Consider the following 13,960-nt stretch of genomic DNA (forward strand, 5'->3'; position numbering starts at 1 on the left):
ATCGGCAAGCCATGGCCAAACAAACTGGCACAAAAAACGTCAAACCAAAAAATTCATAGCTCGACACACTGTTGAGTTCTCAAAAGACACCTGCACTCGGAGCCGGTACCTCGAGGAGGCCGGTCTTCCGGGGCTGTCAGATCGCTGCTCCGAACTTACCGGAGGCAACTCTCTTATACTACTTGTACCAGATCGCAGGGTCAACCCTTCGTTCTGGCCCGCCCGAGATGCCCGACCCTGAGGTCCGGACTTCCGGGGCTTGCCGCCGGGGGCCGGTGTGAGGAGGAGGGGCGATGTTCCGTCCCGCTTCGCTCTGTCCGTCCCGCCTTGGCGACAAAGAGAAAGTTACAGGGTGCCGTACGGGGCCCTGAAACCGGGGGGTCCCTAACACGGTCTTCGCAGCTCAGAGCACCTACGGAGACGCGATCGACCCGGTCAGCTCACGACGCGCACGCCGGCGAGGTTGCGCTTGCCCCTCCGCAGGACGAGCCATCCGCCGTCCAGGACGTCGCCCGCACCGGGGGTCCACGACTCGTCGGCGACCTTCGCGTTGTTCACGTAGGCCCCGCCCTCGTTCACCGCGCGGCGTGCCGCACCGCGGCTCTCGACGAGTCCGGTCGACACGAGCAGATCGACGATCGTCGGCGGCTCCCCGGCCGGCATGTCCGCGACCGGCACCTCGGCCAGCGCGGCACCGAGCGTGGCCGCGTCGAGCTCGCGCAGCTCGGCCCGCCCGAACAGGGCCTGGCTCGCCGTCGTCACCTGGTCGGTCTGCGCCTGCCCGTGCACCAGCGTGGTGAGCTCCTCGGCCAGCCGGCGTTGGGCGGTGCGCAGGTGCGGTCGCTGCGCCAGGTCCTCGGCGATCGCGTCGATCTCCTCGCGCCCGAGGAACGTGAACAGGCGTAGGAAGTGCAGCGCGTCGGCGTCGGCGACGTTCACGAAGTACTGGTACCAGGCGTAGGGGCTGGTCCGCTCCGGGTCGAGCCAGACGTTGCCGCCCCCGGTGGACTTCCCGAACTTGCGCCCCTCGGCGTCGGCGACCAGCGGGGTGGTCAGCGCGTGCACGTGCGCGGACTCGGCCCGGCGCACCAGCTCCACTCCCCCGACGATGTTGCCCCACTGGTCGGAGCCACCGATCTGGAGACGGCAGCCGTGCCGGCGGTAGAGCTGCAGGTAGTCCTGGGACTGCAGCAGCAGGTAGCTGAACTCGGTGTAGGACATCCCGTCCGCGGCCAGGCGCCGCTTGACCGTCTCCCGCGCCAGCATCGTGTTCACCGGGAAGTGCTTGCCCAGGTCCCGCAGGAACTCCAGCACCCCCTGGTTGCCGGTCCAGTCCAGGTTGTTGACGGTCAGGGCGCCGGTCGGCGAGTCGTCGAACGCGACGAACCGTTCCAGCTGCCCGCGGATGAGCCCGGTCCACTGCTCGACCGTCGCGAGGTCGTGCAGGTTGCGCTCCCCCACGTCCCGGGGGTCACCGATCAGGCCGGTCGCACCGCCGGCGAGCACGATCGGCCGGTGCCCGGCCTCCTGGAAGCGGCGCAGCGTCAGCATCTGCACCAGGTGCCCGGCGTGCAGGCTCGGCGCCGTCGGGTCGAACCCGGCGTACACCGTGACCGGGTCCGGCCCGGCCAGCTCGCGGGCCAACGCTTCGCGGTCGGTGCTCTGCGCGATCAGGCCGCGCCACTCCAGCTCGTCCAGGATGTCCGTACTCACGGTGCCAATCATCGTCCCCGGGGTGTCCGGGACGCGCCCGGGTTCCCGCGCTGCGCCGCGGCGGCCTCACCGGGCCGCGGCGGCCAGCTTCTGCGGCAGCGTGTCGAGCACCGACGGCAGGCTGAGCACGCTGGAGAACGACAGTGCCGCGGCCTCGGTGTCGTCCAGGGTGACCACACGGTTCTCGCGCACGACCCGCAGCGCCGGGTAGCCGGGCTGGGACTGGAACGCGGTCCGCTCCGCGGCCGAGCTCGTGATCAGCACGACGGCGTCGGCCTGGTCGAGCTGCCCGAGCTGCTCGGTGCTCAGACTCCCGTAGAACTGGTCGCCCGCGTTCTGGTCGAACGCCGGCACTCCGCGCATCCCGAGCGCCGCGAAGAACCGGGCGCGCAGGTCCTGGGGCCCCCACACGAAGAACTCGGCCTGGCTCGCCGTGCTCGGCCGGACCCCCGCCACGGTCTTGCCGTCGAGCTGCGGGAACCGGGTCTTCGCCTGCGCGATGCGGGCTTCCAGGTCACCGACCAGCTTGTCCGCCTCGGCCTGCTTGCCCAGGGCCTGGCCGGTCAGGCGGGTCGCGTCCTGCCACGGCGTCCCGTAGTCCACGAAACCGGCAGGGCCGGCGACCGTCGGGGCGATCCGGGAGTAGGTGTCGTACTGCGCCTGGGTCAGCCCGGCCGAGATGCCGATGATCAGGTCCGGTCGCAGTGCGGCGATCTGCTCGGTGCTGACCTCTCCCTGCGCCAGGACCTGCGGCTGCGCGCCGGCGAGCCGGTCCCGCGCCCACGGCCAGGTGGCCGAGGGCTGGTTGCCGGTGAACTCCCGGATGCCGACCGGCACCACACCGAGCGCCAGGATCGCGTCCTGGTCGGTGTAGCCGAGGGAGACCACGCGCTGTGGCGCGGCCGGAACCTCGGTCTGCCCGTACTTGTGGGCGACGGTGACCGGGAACGCCCCTCCGGATGCGGAACCGCCCCCACCGGGCGCCGGCTCGGCGTCGCTCCCGCACGCGGCGAGGAGCCCACCTCCCAGCACGAGGACGGCGAGAGCGAGGACGAGGCGGACGGGGAGCGAGCGGGTCCGGACCGCGGATCTGTCGTGCACGGGCTGAGGCTAGGCTGCCCTGCCCCTCACGTCGAGGGTCTGCGGTCCCGGACACGTCCCGGCCGGTACGGGCTCACCGCGGGCGACCCGTCGACCCAGTACCGCCAGGGCAGCTCGGCGGCCGCCGCGACGCCCACCCGGGGCCCGGTACGGATCGACGACGGCGCCAGAGCGGGCTCCGCACGCAACCGGACCCGCGACGCCGGGTCGGTCACGTCGAGGCCGTTGTCGTCGCGGGTGAGCCCGAGCAGCGACGCCATCCGGGCCGGTCCGCGGGCCAGGTCCACGTCCCGGCGCGCGGTCGGCCGGCGGGCGCGGGCGAGGGCCGGGTCGGAGACCACCTCGCCCGCGCGCAGCAGCACCGCGCCGGCGACGCCGTCGACCAGGCAGGACACGTTCGCGCAGAAGTGCATGCCGTAGACGAAGTAGACGTAGAGGTGCCCGGCGGGGCCGAACATCACCGCGTTGCGCGGGGTCCGGCCCCGGTAGCAGTGCGACGCCGGGTCGTCGGCGCCGCGGTAGGCCTCCACCTCGACCAGGCGCACCGCGACCGGCCCCTCCTCGGTGTCGGCCTCGAGCGTGCACCCGAGCAGCCGTTCCGCGGCCGGGAGGACGTCGACGGCGAGCTCGGCGCGGTCGAGCAGCGGCGCCGGGCCGCCGTCCGACCGGCCGGGCTCGACCGGGTTCGTGCGTCCCACCTACCGGCGCGCGAGCGCCAGCGTCAGGCAGACCACCACGCCTGCCATCGCGTTCTCGATCTCGTCGAGCGGCGGCAGGGTCGGGGCCAGGCGGATGATCGCGTCCTGCGGGTCCTTCCCGTAGGGGTGCGTCGCTCCGGCCGGGGTGAGCGCGATGCCGGCCTCCTTGGCCAGCCGCACCACCTCGGAGGCGAGCCCGTCGGGCACCGTCAGGTTCACGAAGTAGCCACCCTTGGGCCGGGTCCAGCTCACGCCCGGGGTGTCGCCGAACGCGTCGGCGAGCAGCCGCTCCACGGCCGCGAACTTGGGCGCGATCAGCTCCCGGTGCGCGGCCATGTGCGCGCGCAGCCCGGCACCGTCGCGCAGGAACTGCGCGTGCCGCAGGTGGTTGACCTTGTCCGGGCCGATCGTCCGCTTGGCCGAGAGCGTGAGCCACCAGTCGAGGTTGGCCTGCGAGGCGCCGAAGAACGCCACCCCCGCGCCGGCCATGGTGATCTTCGAGGTGGACCCGAAGACGAACGGACGGTCCGGGTTCCCGGCCTCGGCGGCCAGTGTCAGGATGTCCGCGATCTCCACCTCGTCGGTGGTCAGGTGGTGCACCGCGTAGGCGTTGTCCCACATGATCCGGAAGTCCGGGGCGGCCGTGGTCATGGCGGCGAGGCGCCGCACGGTCTCGTCGGAGTAGACGGTGCCGTCCGGGTTCGAGTACTTCGGCACGCACCAGATGCCCTTGATCGACGGGTCGTCGGCGACCAGCTCCTCGACCACGTCCATGTCCGGGCCCTCGGGCGTCATGGGCACGGTGACCAGGTCGATCCCCAGCCGCTCGCACACGCCGTAGTGCCGGTCGTAGCCGGGCACCGGGGCCAGGAACGCGACCCGTCCGGCCTCCACCCAGCGGCTCGGGGCACCCGGCACCGGGTTGAGCAGCGCGTTCACCAGCGTGTCGTGCATCAGCTCGAGGCTGCCGTTGCCGGCCGCGATCAGCTGCTCCACCGGAACCTGCAGGAACGGCGCGAAGATCTCGCGCAGCTCGGGAAGGCCCCGCACGCCGCCGTAGTTGCGGGTGTCGGTGCCGTCGGCGGCCTTGTGGTTGCCGGCACCGGGCAGGTCCAGCATCGGCGCGGCCAGGTCGAGCTGCTCGGACGAGGGTTTGCCCCGGGTCAGGTCGAGCTTGAGACCCTGCGCCTTCAGCTCCTCGTACGCAGCTGCGGGGTCGGTCATGCGGTTCCTCCGGTGAACTCTCGGGCCCCTGCGGCGGTACGGCGCAGGGTGTCCAGCTGCTCGGCGACGCGGTCGCCCGCGGTGCCGCCGCGCGCGTTCCGCGACGCGATGGAGCCTTCCACGGTCAGTACGTCGCGCACACTCGGGTTCAGGGCCGGGTGCACGTCGGCCAGTTCGGCGTCGGTCAGATCGGCCAGGCCCACACCGCGGGCCTCGGCGGCGCGGACGCATCCGCCTGCGGCCTCGTGCGCCACCCGGAACGGCACGCCCTGGCGGACCAGCCACTCGGCGACGTCGGTGGCCAGGGTGAACCCGGCCGGGGCCAGCTCGGCCAGACGCTCGGTGTGGAACGTCAGCGTCGCCACCATCCCCGCCACGGCCGGCAGCAGCAGGTCCAGCTGCTCGACGGAGTCGAACAGCGGCTCCTTGTCCTCCTGCAGGTCCCGGTTGTAGGCCAGCGGCAGACCCTTGAGCGTGGCCAGCAGGCCGGTCAGGTTCCCGACCAGCCGCCCGGACTTGCCGCGCGTGAGCTCTGCGACGTCCGGGTTCTTCTTCTGCGGCATGATCGAGCTGCCGGTGGAGAACGCGTCGTCGAGGGTCACGTAGGAGAACTCCGCGGTCGCCCAGATGATGACCTCCTCGGCGAGCCGGGACAGGTCCACACCGATCATGGCCAGGACGAACGCCGCCTCCGCGGCGAAGTCCCGCGACGCCGTCCCGTCGATCGAGTTCTCCGACGACGAGTCGAACCCCAGCTCCGCGGCGACCGCCTCCGGGTCCAGGCCGAGCGACGACCCGGCGAGCGCACCGGACCCGTAGGGCGACACAGCGGCCCGCCTGTCCCAGTCACGCAGCCGGTCCACGTCGCGCAGCAGGGCGTGCGCGTGCGCGGCGAGGTGGTGTCCGAGCAGCACCGGCTGGGCGTGCTGCAGGTGCGTGCGGCCGGGCATCGCCGCGTCCGGGTGCGCCTGCGCCTGGGCGACGAGCGCGTCGACGACGTCCAGGACGCCGGCGGCGACCCGCCGGGTCGCGTCGCGCAGCCACATCCGGAACTGGGTGGCGACCTGGTCGTTGCGGGACCGCCCGGCGCGCAGCTTGCCGCCCAGGTCCGGTCCGGCCCGCTCGATCAGCCCGCGCTCCAGCGCGGAGTGCACGTCCTCGTCACCGGGCTCCGGACCGAACGCACCGGAGGCGACGTCGGCCTCCAGCTTGTCCAGCGCGGAGAGCATGCCGGAGAGCTCGTCGTCGGAGAGCAGCCCCGCCCGGGCGAGCACCCGGGCGTGGGCCTTGGACCCGCGCACGTCGTAGGGCGCCAGTCGCCAGTCGAAGTGCGTGGACTTGCTCAGGGCCGCCAGCGCGTCGGCCGGACCGGACGCGAACCGTCCGCCCCACAACGCGGAGCCGACACTCCTTCCGGCGTCGGCCATCAGTCCGTCCCCGATTCCAGCGCCGCCTCGTCGAGGGACGTCCCGTGGTCGTGCGCGCCGGCCTCGGCGCCGTCGCGGGTGGCGGCGATCCGGTCGAAGCCGCCCGAGGGCAGCTCGCCGAACAGCGTGCCGTTCTCGACCAGGACCGTGCCCTGCTCCTGCGGCTGCCCGGCGTAGGCCTCCAGCTTGGCCCGGGAGTCGGCGATGTCGAGGTTGCGCATGGTGAGCTGGCCGATCCGGTCCGTGGGCCCGAACGCCGGGTTCTCGACGCGCTCCATCGAGAGCCGGTCCGGGTGGTAGGAGAAGCCCGTGCCCTCGGTGTCGAGGATCGTGTAGTCGTCGCCGCGGCGCAGGCGCAGCGTGACCGTGCCGGTGACCAGCGAGGCGATCCAGCGCTGGGTGGCCTCGCGCACCATCAGCGCCTGCGGGTCGAGCCAGCGCCCCTCGTAGAGCAGGCGACCTAGCTTGCGGCCGTCGGCGTGGTAGTTGGCGACGGTGTCCTCGTTGTGGATCGCGTTGAGCAGCCGCTCGTAGGCGATGAACAGCAGCGCCATCCCGGGCGCCTCGTAGATGCCGCGCGACTTCGCCTCGATGATCCGGTTCTCGATCTGGTCGGACATGCCCAGGCCGTGCCGGCCGCCGACGGCGTTGGCCTCCTGCACGAGGGCGACCTGGTCGTCGAACCGCCTGCCGTTGATCGCCACCGGGTACCCGGCCTCGAACGTGACCGCGACGTCCTCGCATGCGATCTCGACCGACGGGTCCCAGAACTTGACCCCCATGATCGGCTCGACGGTCTCCAGGGACACGTCGAGGTGCTCGAGGGTCTTGGCCTCGTGCGTCGCACCCCAGATGTTGGCGTCGGTGGAGTACGCCTTCTCCGCCGAGTCCCGGTAGGGCAGGTCGTGCGCGGTGAGCCACCTGCTCATCTCGTCGCGACCGCCCAGTTCCTGCACGAAGTCGGCGTCGAGCCACGGCTTGTAGATCCGCAGCTCGGGGTTGGCCAGCAGGCCGTAGCGGTAGAACCGCTCGATGTCGTTGCCCTTGAAGGTCGACCCGTCGCCCCAGATGTTCACGCCGTCGGCCTGCATCGCCCGCACCAGGAGTGTCCCGGTGACCGCGCGGCCCAACGGCGTGGTGTTGAAGTACGTCCTGCCGCCCGACCGGAGGTGGAAGGCGCCGCACGCCAGCGCGGCCAGGCCCTCCTCGACCAGCTGCGGCCGGATGTCGACCGCGCGGGCGATCTCCGCGCCGTACTCCTTCGCCCGCCCGGGCACCCCGGAGATGTCCGGCTCGTCGTACTGACCGAGGTCGGCGGTGTAGGTGCACGGGATCCCGCCCTTGTCGCGCATCCAGGCGACCGCCACGGAGGTGTCGAGGCCTCCGGAGAAGGCGATGCCGATGCGCTCGCCCTTGGGCAGGGAGCTCAGGACCTTGCTCACGGGATGGATGCTCCTTTGTCTACAGTTCGCGCAGGAGCGCGACGAGTTGGTCGCCGGTCAGCGGCTCGCGGGCCACCACCATGACGGTGTCGTCACCGGCGATCGTGCCGACGACGTCGTGCAGTGCCGCCCGGTCGAGTGCACTGGCCAGGTAGTGCGCGGCGCCGGGCGGGGTGCGCAGTACGGCAAGGTTCCCACTCGCGTCCGCGGACACGAGCAGCTCCCCCAGCAACCGGGACAGCCGGGTGGTACCGCCCTGCGGCGGGTGCGCGACCCCGAAGCCGGGGCTGCCGTCCTCCGGGATCCGGTAGACCGGTGTGCCGCCGTCGGCGCCGCGCAGCTTGACCGCACCCAGCTCGTCCAGGTCCCGGGAGAGCGTGGCCTGGGTGGTCTCGATGCCGTGGTGCTCCAGCAGGACGAGCAGCTCGCCCTGGCTGCGCACCGCCCGCTGCCAGATCAGGTCGACGATCGTGGCCTGCCGCGCGACCCGGGTCGCCACTCCGGGACGCGCCGACCGGCCGGCCCGGTCGTCGCTGCGCTGATCGTCGCTGCGTTGATCGTCGCCGGGCCGGTCCTCGGGGGCGGGCGGGTTCCGCCGGGCCGCGGTCATCGCCGGAGCAGCCAGGTCAGCAACGCCTTCTGCGCGTGCAACCGGTTCTCCGCCTCGTCCCAGACAGCGCTGGCCGGGCCGTCGAGCACCTCGTCGGTGATCTCGTCGCCGCGGTGCGCGGGCAGGCAGTGCAGCACGACCGCACCGGGAGCGGCGCGACCGAGCAGGTCCGCGTTGACCTGGTACCGGCGGAACGGCGCGGCCCGGTCCATGCCGTCGTCCTCCTGCCCCATCGAGACCCAGGTGTCGGCGACCAGGACGTCCGCCCCCGCCACGGCGGCGTGCGGGTCCGCAACCAGGGTCACCGATCCGCCGGTGGCCTCGGCGCGGCCCTTCGCGTCGCGCAGCACGTCCGGGTCGGGGGTGAACCCGACCGGCGCCGCGATCCGCACGTGCAGGCCGGCCGTCGCCCCGCCCAGGAGCAGCGAGTGCGCCATGTTGTTGGCACCGTCCCCGAGATAGGTCAGCGTCAGACCGGCCAGGCGGCCGAAGCGCTCGCGGACCGTCTGCAGGTCGGCCAGGACCTGACAGGGGTGGAACACGTCGGTGAGCGCGTTCACCACCGGGACCCGCGACGCCGAGGCCATCGCCTCGATCCGCTCCTGCCCCGAGGTGCGCCACACGATCGCGTCCACGTAGCGCGACAGGACGCGCGAGGTGTCCTCGATCGTCTCGCCGCGACCGAGTTGGCTGGCCTTGCCGTCCAGGATCACCGGCATCCCGCCCAGCTCGGCGATGCCGACCTCGAACGACACCCGGGTGCGGGTGGAGGACTTGTCGAACACGACCGCGACCGAGCGCGGGCCGGCCAGCGTCTTGTGCGCGAAGCGGTCGGCCTTCATCGTCGCGGCCAGGTCCAGCACCTCGAGCTGCTCCTGCGGCGACAGGTCGTCGTCGCGCAGGAAATGCCGCACCATCACGCTCGTCCCTGCCCGGATGGCCGTGACCGGTCCAGGATCCCGGGCAACGCACCCAGGAACTCGGCGGCCTGGGCGTCGGTCAGCGTCAGCGCCGGGGCGATCCGCACGCGGTCCGGGACGGCGTTGTTGACCAGGTAGCCCGCCTCCCGGGCCGTCGCCGCGACCTGCGCGGACAGCGGCTCGGCGAGCCCGACGCCGATGTGCAGCCCGGCGCCGCTGACGTCGGTGACCAGCGGGTGCGCGAGACCCTCGATGCCGGACACGATCTCCTTGCCCAGCCGGTCCACGCGCGCGAGCAGCCCCTCGTCGGCGATCGTGTCGAGCACGGCGAGCGCGGCCGCACAAGCCACCGGGTTCCCGCCGAACGTCGTGCCGTGCTGCCCGGGCTCGAGCAGCGCGGCGGCGTCCCCGATACCGATGCAGGCACCGATCGGCAGCCCGCCGCCCAGGCCCTTGGCCAGAGTGATCACGTCCGGGACGATGCCCAGCGGCTGGTGGGCGAACCACGCGCCGGTGCGGCCGATCCCGGTCTGCACCTCGTCGAGCACCAGCAGCGCCCCGCGCTCGGCGGTGATCCGCCGCGCCTGCGCGAGGTAGCCCTCCGGCGGGACGATCACACCGGCCTCGCCGAGGATCGGCTCCAGGAACACCGCGGCAGTGTCGGAGGTGACGGCGGCGTCGAGCGCGTCGACGTCGCCGAACGGGATGTGCGAGACCCCGCCCGGCATCGGCTCGAACGGCGCCCGCTTGGCCGGCTGCCCGGTGAGCGCGAGCGCGCCCATGGTGCGCCCGTGGAACGCGCCCTCGCAGGCGATGATCTCCGGGCGCCCGGTCCGGCGCGCGATCTTGAACGCGGCCTCGTTGGCCTCGGCGCCGGAGTTGCCGAACAGCACCCGCGCGTCGCTCCGGCCGAGGAGCCCGAGCAGGCGCTCGGCCAGCTGCAGCGGCGGCTCGGTGATGAAGAAGTTCGAGGTGTGTCCCAGCGTGGAGATCTGCTGGGTCACCGCCTCCACGATCGCCGGGTGGGCGTGGCCCAGGGCGTTCACCGCGATACCGGCGTAGAGGTCGAGGTAGCGGCGGCCCTCGGCGTCCCAGACCTCGGCCCCGGAGCCGCGGACGAGCGTCAGCGGCGGCGTGCCGTAGTTGTTCATCAGCGCGGACTGCCAGCGCTGCGCATTCGTGGCCGGGGCGTTGGTCGGCTGCGTGTCCGTGGGCTGGGTCATGACGGGACCACCATCGTTCCGACTCCTTCGGTGGTGAAGACCTCGAGCAGGACCGAGTGCGGCACCCGCCCGTCGATCACGTGTGCTTGTGCCACCCCGCCGCGCACCGCGCGCAGGCAGGCCTCCATCTTCGGCGCCATCCCGCTCTCCAGCCGGGGCAACATGGGCTCCAGCTCGTCCGCGGTCAGCGACGCGATGATCGACTCGGGGTCCGGGTAGTTGCGGTAGAGGCCCTGCACGTCGGTGAGCACGACGAGCTTCGCCGCGCCCAGCGCGCTCGCCAGCGCCGCGGCGGCGCTGTCGGCGTTGATGTTGTGCACCTGACCGTCGACGTCCGGGGCGACGCCGGCGACCACCGGGATCCGCCCGGCGGCGACGATGTCGAGCACCGCGTCCGGGTTCACCTTCGTGACGTCACCGACCAGCCCGATGTCCACCGGCTCGCCGCCGACCAGGGCGGTGCGCTTCTCCGCGGTGAACAGCCCCGCGTCCTCGCCGGACATCCCGACCGCCAGCGGTCCGTGCTGGTTGATCAGGCCGACGAGCTCACGCCCGACCTGCCCGACCATGACCATCCGGACGACGTCCATCGTCTCCGGGGTGGTGACCCGCAGCCCGCCGCGGAACTCACCGGACAGGCCCAGGCGCGCGAGCATCGAGGTGATCTGCGGGCCGCCGCCGTGCACGACGACCGGGTGGATCCCGGCCAGGCGCAGGAACACCATGTCCCGCGCGAACGCCTGCTTGAGCTCCTCGTCGATCATCGCGTTGCCGCCGTACTTCACGACGACGACGCGGCCGTGGAAGCGCTGCAACCAGGGCATCGCCTCGGCGAGGACCCCCGCCTTCTCCTGCGCCCGCTTGACCCGGGCAGGTATCTCGGGAGCAGGGGGCTCGGGGGTGGGGTCAGGAGGAGTAGGCACTGTTCTCCTCCACGTAGGCGTGCGACAGGTCGGTGGTGCGGATCTCCGCGGTGCCCTCGCCCAGGCCCAGCCCGACCTCGACGAGGACGTCCCTGCCGGACAGGTCGCAGTCGTCCCGGTTCCCCGCGACGACCGCGCCGCGGCACAGCAGCACCCCGTTGATCGTCACGTCCAGGGTCTCCGGGTCGACCGCGGCGTCGGCGTAACCGGCGGCGGCCGCGACCCGGCCCCAGTTCGGGTCCGAGCCGAACATCGCGGTCTTGACCAGGGCGTCGCGGGCCACGGTGCGGGCGACGGTCACGGCGTCGTCCTCGGTGGCCGCGCCGGTGACCCGCACGGTGATCCGCTTGGTGACGCCCTCGGCGTCGGCCTGCATCTGCCCGGCCAGGTCCTTGCACACCGCGGTCAGCGCGGCGGTGAACGCAGGCACGTCGGCCGCGACGCCGGACGCGCCGGAGGACAGCAGCAGCACCGTGTCGTTGGTCGACATCGAGCCGTCGACGTCGAGCCGGTCGAAGCTGAGCCGCACGGCCTCATGCAGTGCCGCGTCGAGCTGCGGCTGATCCAGGACGGCGTCGGTGGTCAGTATCGAGAGCATGGTGGCCATCGACGGGGCGATCATCCCGGCGCCCTTGGTGGTCCCGCCGATGCTCCAGCCCGCGGGGTCGGTGGCACCGGCCTGTTTCGGCACGGTGTCCGTGGTCATGATCGCCGCGGCGACCCCGTCGCCGCCCTCGGAGGCGTCGGTCAGCTCGGCGGCGACCTTGTCCACCCCGGCCAGCACGGTGTCGCGGGGCAGCTGGGCCCCGATCAGGCCGGTGGAGCAGACCGCGACCTCGACCGCGCCGCAGCCGAGCACCTCGCCGACCCGCTCGGCGGTGGCGTGCGCGGTCTGGAAGCCCTCCGGGCCGGTGCACGCGTTGGCGCCGCCGGAGTTGAGCACGACCGCGCGCAGCGCACCGGTCGTGAGGACCTGCTGGGTCCAGAGCACCGGGGCGGCCTTGACCTTGTTGCGGGTGACGACGCCGGTGGCGTCGAAACGCGGCCCGTCGTTGACGACGAGCCCGAGGTCGGTCCGGCCGGAGGCCTTGATCCCCGCGGCGACACCGGCGGCCCGGAAGCCCTCCGGCCCGGTGACACCGTCGGAGTTCGTGATCGGCTGCGCGCTCACGGAGCCACTCCCGTCGTCGGCAGGCCGGTGGTCTCGGGCAGGCCCAGGGCCAGGTTCATGCACTGGGTCGCTCCGCCCGCGGTGCCCTTGGTCAGGTTGTCGATCGCGGCCACGACGATCAGCCGCCCGGCGTCCGGGTCCACCGTGACCTGCAGCGCGGCGACGTTCGAGCCGAGCGTCGAGGACGTCGCGGGCCAGCTGCCCTCCGGCAGCAGTCGCACGAACGGCTCGTCGGCGTAGGCCTTCCCGTACGCCTCCCGCGCGGTCGCGGCGTCGGCACCGGACGCGGTCAGCGGCGCCGAGCAGGAGGCCAGGATGCCGCGCGGCAGCGGCGCGAGGACGGGCGTGAAGCTCACCGACACCGGCCGCCCGTAGGCGCCGGAGAGGTTCTGCACGATCTCCGGGGTGTGCCGGTGCGCGCCGCCGACGCCGTAGGCCGACAGCGAGCCCATCACCTCGGCGCCGAGCAGGTGCGGCTTGAGCGCCTTGCCGGCCCCGGACGTGCCGGTCACGGCCGTGATCACCACGTCCGGCTCGACGAGACCGGCGACCAGTGCGGGGAACAGCGCGAGGCTGATCGCCGTCGGGTAGCAGCCGGGGACCGCGACCCGCTTCGCGTCGCGTAGCGCGTCGCGGGCTCCGGGCAGCTCGGGCAGCCCGTAGGGCCAGTGGCCGGCGTGCTCGCCGCCGTACCAGCGGTCCCATGCGCCGGCGTCGGACAGGCGGTGGTCGGCACCGCAGTCGATCACCAGCGTGTCCGGCCCCAGCTGCGCGGCCAGCTCGGCCGAGCGGCCGTGCGGCAGCGCGAGGAACACGACGTCGTGCCCGGCCAGGTTCTCCGCGGTGCTCTCGAGAAGGACCCGGTCGGCCAGCGGCAGCAGGTGCGGCTGGTGCTCCCCCAGCGCCGTACCCGCGTTGCCGCCGGCGGTCAGCGCGCCGATCTGCACGTCCGGGTGCGCGAGGAGCAGCCGGAGCAGCTCACCTCCGGCGTACCCGCTGGCTCCCGCCACTGCGATGCGTACCACGTGGATGATTATGCAGTGCCGTGGAACCTGATGCAACGGCGGGGTCGGGTCACGATCGTGACCGGAGTCCGGCGAACGCCCACGGCGGCGGCCGGGGCGACCCTAGCGTGCCGCGCGTGCGTGGGACGTGGGAGCGGGTGCGCGGCGGGATCGCCGCCGCGGTGTGCGGAACGGCGCTGGCCGGGCTGGTGGCGGGCTGCGCGCAGACCGTGCCCGGAACCCCCTACGCCGAAGGGGAGAGCCCGCCGGCCGCGACGGCAGGCGCCGGGGACGAACCCGCGTCGGGGGTGGAGCCGGGCGGGACCTCGCCGCCGACCAGCTTCACGGTGCCCGGTGCGCTGCCCTCGGACCGCCCGACCGTGACGGTCGCGCCGGTGCCGGGCGCGCCGACCACCCGCTACCCGATGCCGTTCGACGACCCGCCGTCCGGCCTCGCGGCCCCGCCCGCACCGACGCTGCTCCCGGCACCGGACGCCTCCGGGC

The 13,960-nt window shown here is 73.0% G+C and carries 12 protein-coding genes and 1 pseudogene; 1 reads left to right on the forward strand and 12 read right to left on the reverse strand.

The genetic code is table 11. The features are described 5' to 3' along the window. Positions 1-435: 435 nt before the first annotated feature. From tyrS to argC, 12 genes are all read right to left on the reverse strand, one after another. Positions 436-1,713 (reverse strand): tyrosine--tRNA ligase, encoded by a 1,278-nt coding sequence (gene tyrS, locus I4I78_RS20825; RefSeq protein ID WP_218613126.1) that lies wholly within the window; start codon positions 1,711-1,713, stop codon positions 436-438. Positions 1,714-1,779: 66 nt separating this feature from the next. Next, a complete protein-coding gene (locus I4I78_RS20830) occupies positions 1,780-2,814 on the reverse strand; it encodes an iron-siderophore ABC transporter substrate-binding protein (RefSeq protein ID WP_218613127.1) in 1,035 nt (344 codons plus the stop codon). Positions 2,815-2,840: 26 nt separating this feature from the next. Beyond that, complete coding sequence (locus I4I78_RS20835) at positions 2,841-3,512, reverse strand: DNA-3-methyladenine glycosylase (RefSeq protein ID WP_308252251.1); 672 nt, start codon at positions 3,510-3,512, stop codon at positions 2,841-2,843. Then, positions 3,513-4,736 (reverse strand): aminotransferase class I/II-fold pyridoxal phosphate-dependent enzyme, encoded by a 1,224-nt coding sequence (locus I4I78_RS20840; RefSeq protein WP_218613128.1) that lies wholly within the window; start codon positions 4,734-4,736, stop codon positions 3,513-3,515. After that, the gene (argH, locus tag I4I78_RS20845; protein WP_218613129.1) at positions 4,733-6,163 is read right to left on the reverse strand and encodes an argininosuccinate lyase; all 1,431 of its coding nucleotides are present in this window, start codon (positions 6,161-6,163) and stop codon (positions 4,733-4,735) included. Before argH ends, I4I78_RS20840 begins: the two co-directional genes overlap by 4 nt. Beyond that, a complete protein-coding gene (argG, locus tag I4I78_RS20850) occupies positions 6,163-7,605 on the reverse strand; it encodes an argininosuccinate synthase (RefSeq protein WP_218613130.1) in 1,443 nt (480 codons plus the stop codon). The genes argH and argG overlap by 1 nt, the downstream gene beginning before the upstream one ends. Before the next feature lie 19 nt (positions 7,606-7,624). Then, on the reverse strand, positions 7,625-8,104 hold the full coding sequence (locus I4I78_RS20855; RefSeq protein WP_308252253.1) for an arginine repressor: 480 nt from the start codon (positions 8,102-8,104) through the stop codon (positions 7,625-7,627). Between the two features lie 107 nt (positions 8,105-8,211). Continuing rightward, positions 8,212-9,132, reverse strand: coding sequence for an ornithine carbamoyltransferase (argF, locus tag I4I78_RS20860; RefSeq protein WP_218613132.1), 921 nt, complete (start codon positions 9,130-9,132; stop codon positions 8,212-8,214). Beyond that, complete coding sequence (locus I4I78_RS20865; protein WP_218613133.1) at positions 9,132-10,358, reverse strand: acetylornithine transaminase; 1,227 nt, start codon at positions 10,356-10,358, stop codon at positions 9,132-9,134. The genes argF and I4I78_RS20865 overlap by 1 nt, the downstream gene beginning before the upstream one ends. Beyond that, positions 10,355-11,236, reverse strand: coding sequence for an acetylglutamate kinase (argB, locus tag I4I78_RS20870; protein WP_308252254.1), 882 nt, complete (start codon positions 11,234-11,236; stop codon positions 10,355-10,357). The genes I4I78_RS20865 and argB overlap by 4 nt, the downstream gene beginning before the upstream one ends. Before the next feature lie 28 nt (positions 11,237-11,264). Further along, a complete protein-coding gene (argJ, locus tag I4I78_RS20875; RefSeq protein ID WP_308252252.1) occupies positions 11,265-12,452 on the reverse strand; it encodes a bifunctional glutamate N-acetyltransferase/amino-acid acetyltransferase ArgJ in 1,188 nt (395 codons plus the stop codon). Further along, on the reverse strand, positions 12,449-13,483 hold the full coding sequence (argC, locus tag I4I78_RS20880; protein WP_308252255.1) for an N-acetyl-gamma-glutamyl-phosphate reductase: 1,035 nt from the start codon (positions 13,481-13,483) through the stop codon (positions 12,449-12,451). Before argC ends, argJ begins: the two co-directional genes overlap by 4 nt. Positions 13,484-13,593: 110 nt before the next feature. Between argC and I4I78_RS20885 the strand changes: the two are divergent. Then, a pseudogene (locus I4I78_RS20885) lies at positions 13,594-13,960 on the forward strand (hypothetical protein); the annotation flags it as partial.

The sequence above is a fragment of the Pseudonocardia sp. KRD291 genome (assembly GCF_019263595.1).
In the GTDB taxonomy this organism is placed as follows: Bacteria; Actinomycetota; Actinomycetes; order Mycobacteriales; family Pseudonocardiaceae; genus Pseudonocardia.

Excerpts from the sequence above, each read along its gene's own strand:
- argF (WP_218613132.1), bottom strand. The coding sequence starts at position 9,132 with ATGGTGCGGCATTTCCTGCGCGACGACGACCTGTCGCCGCAGGAGCAG.
- I4I78_RS20840 (WP_218613128.1), bottom strand. The coding sequence starts at position 4,736 with ATGACCGACCCCGCAGCTGCGTACGAGGAGCTGAAGGCGCAGGGTCTC.
- argH (WP_218613129.1), bottom strand. The coding sequence starts at position 6,163 with ATGGCCGACGCCGGAAGGAGTGTCGGCTCCGCGTTGTGGGGCGGACGG.
- I4I78_RS20865 (WP_218613133.1), bottom strand. The coding sequence starts at position 10,358 with ATGACCCAGCCCACGGACACGCAGCCGACCAACGCCCCGGCCACGAAT.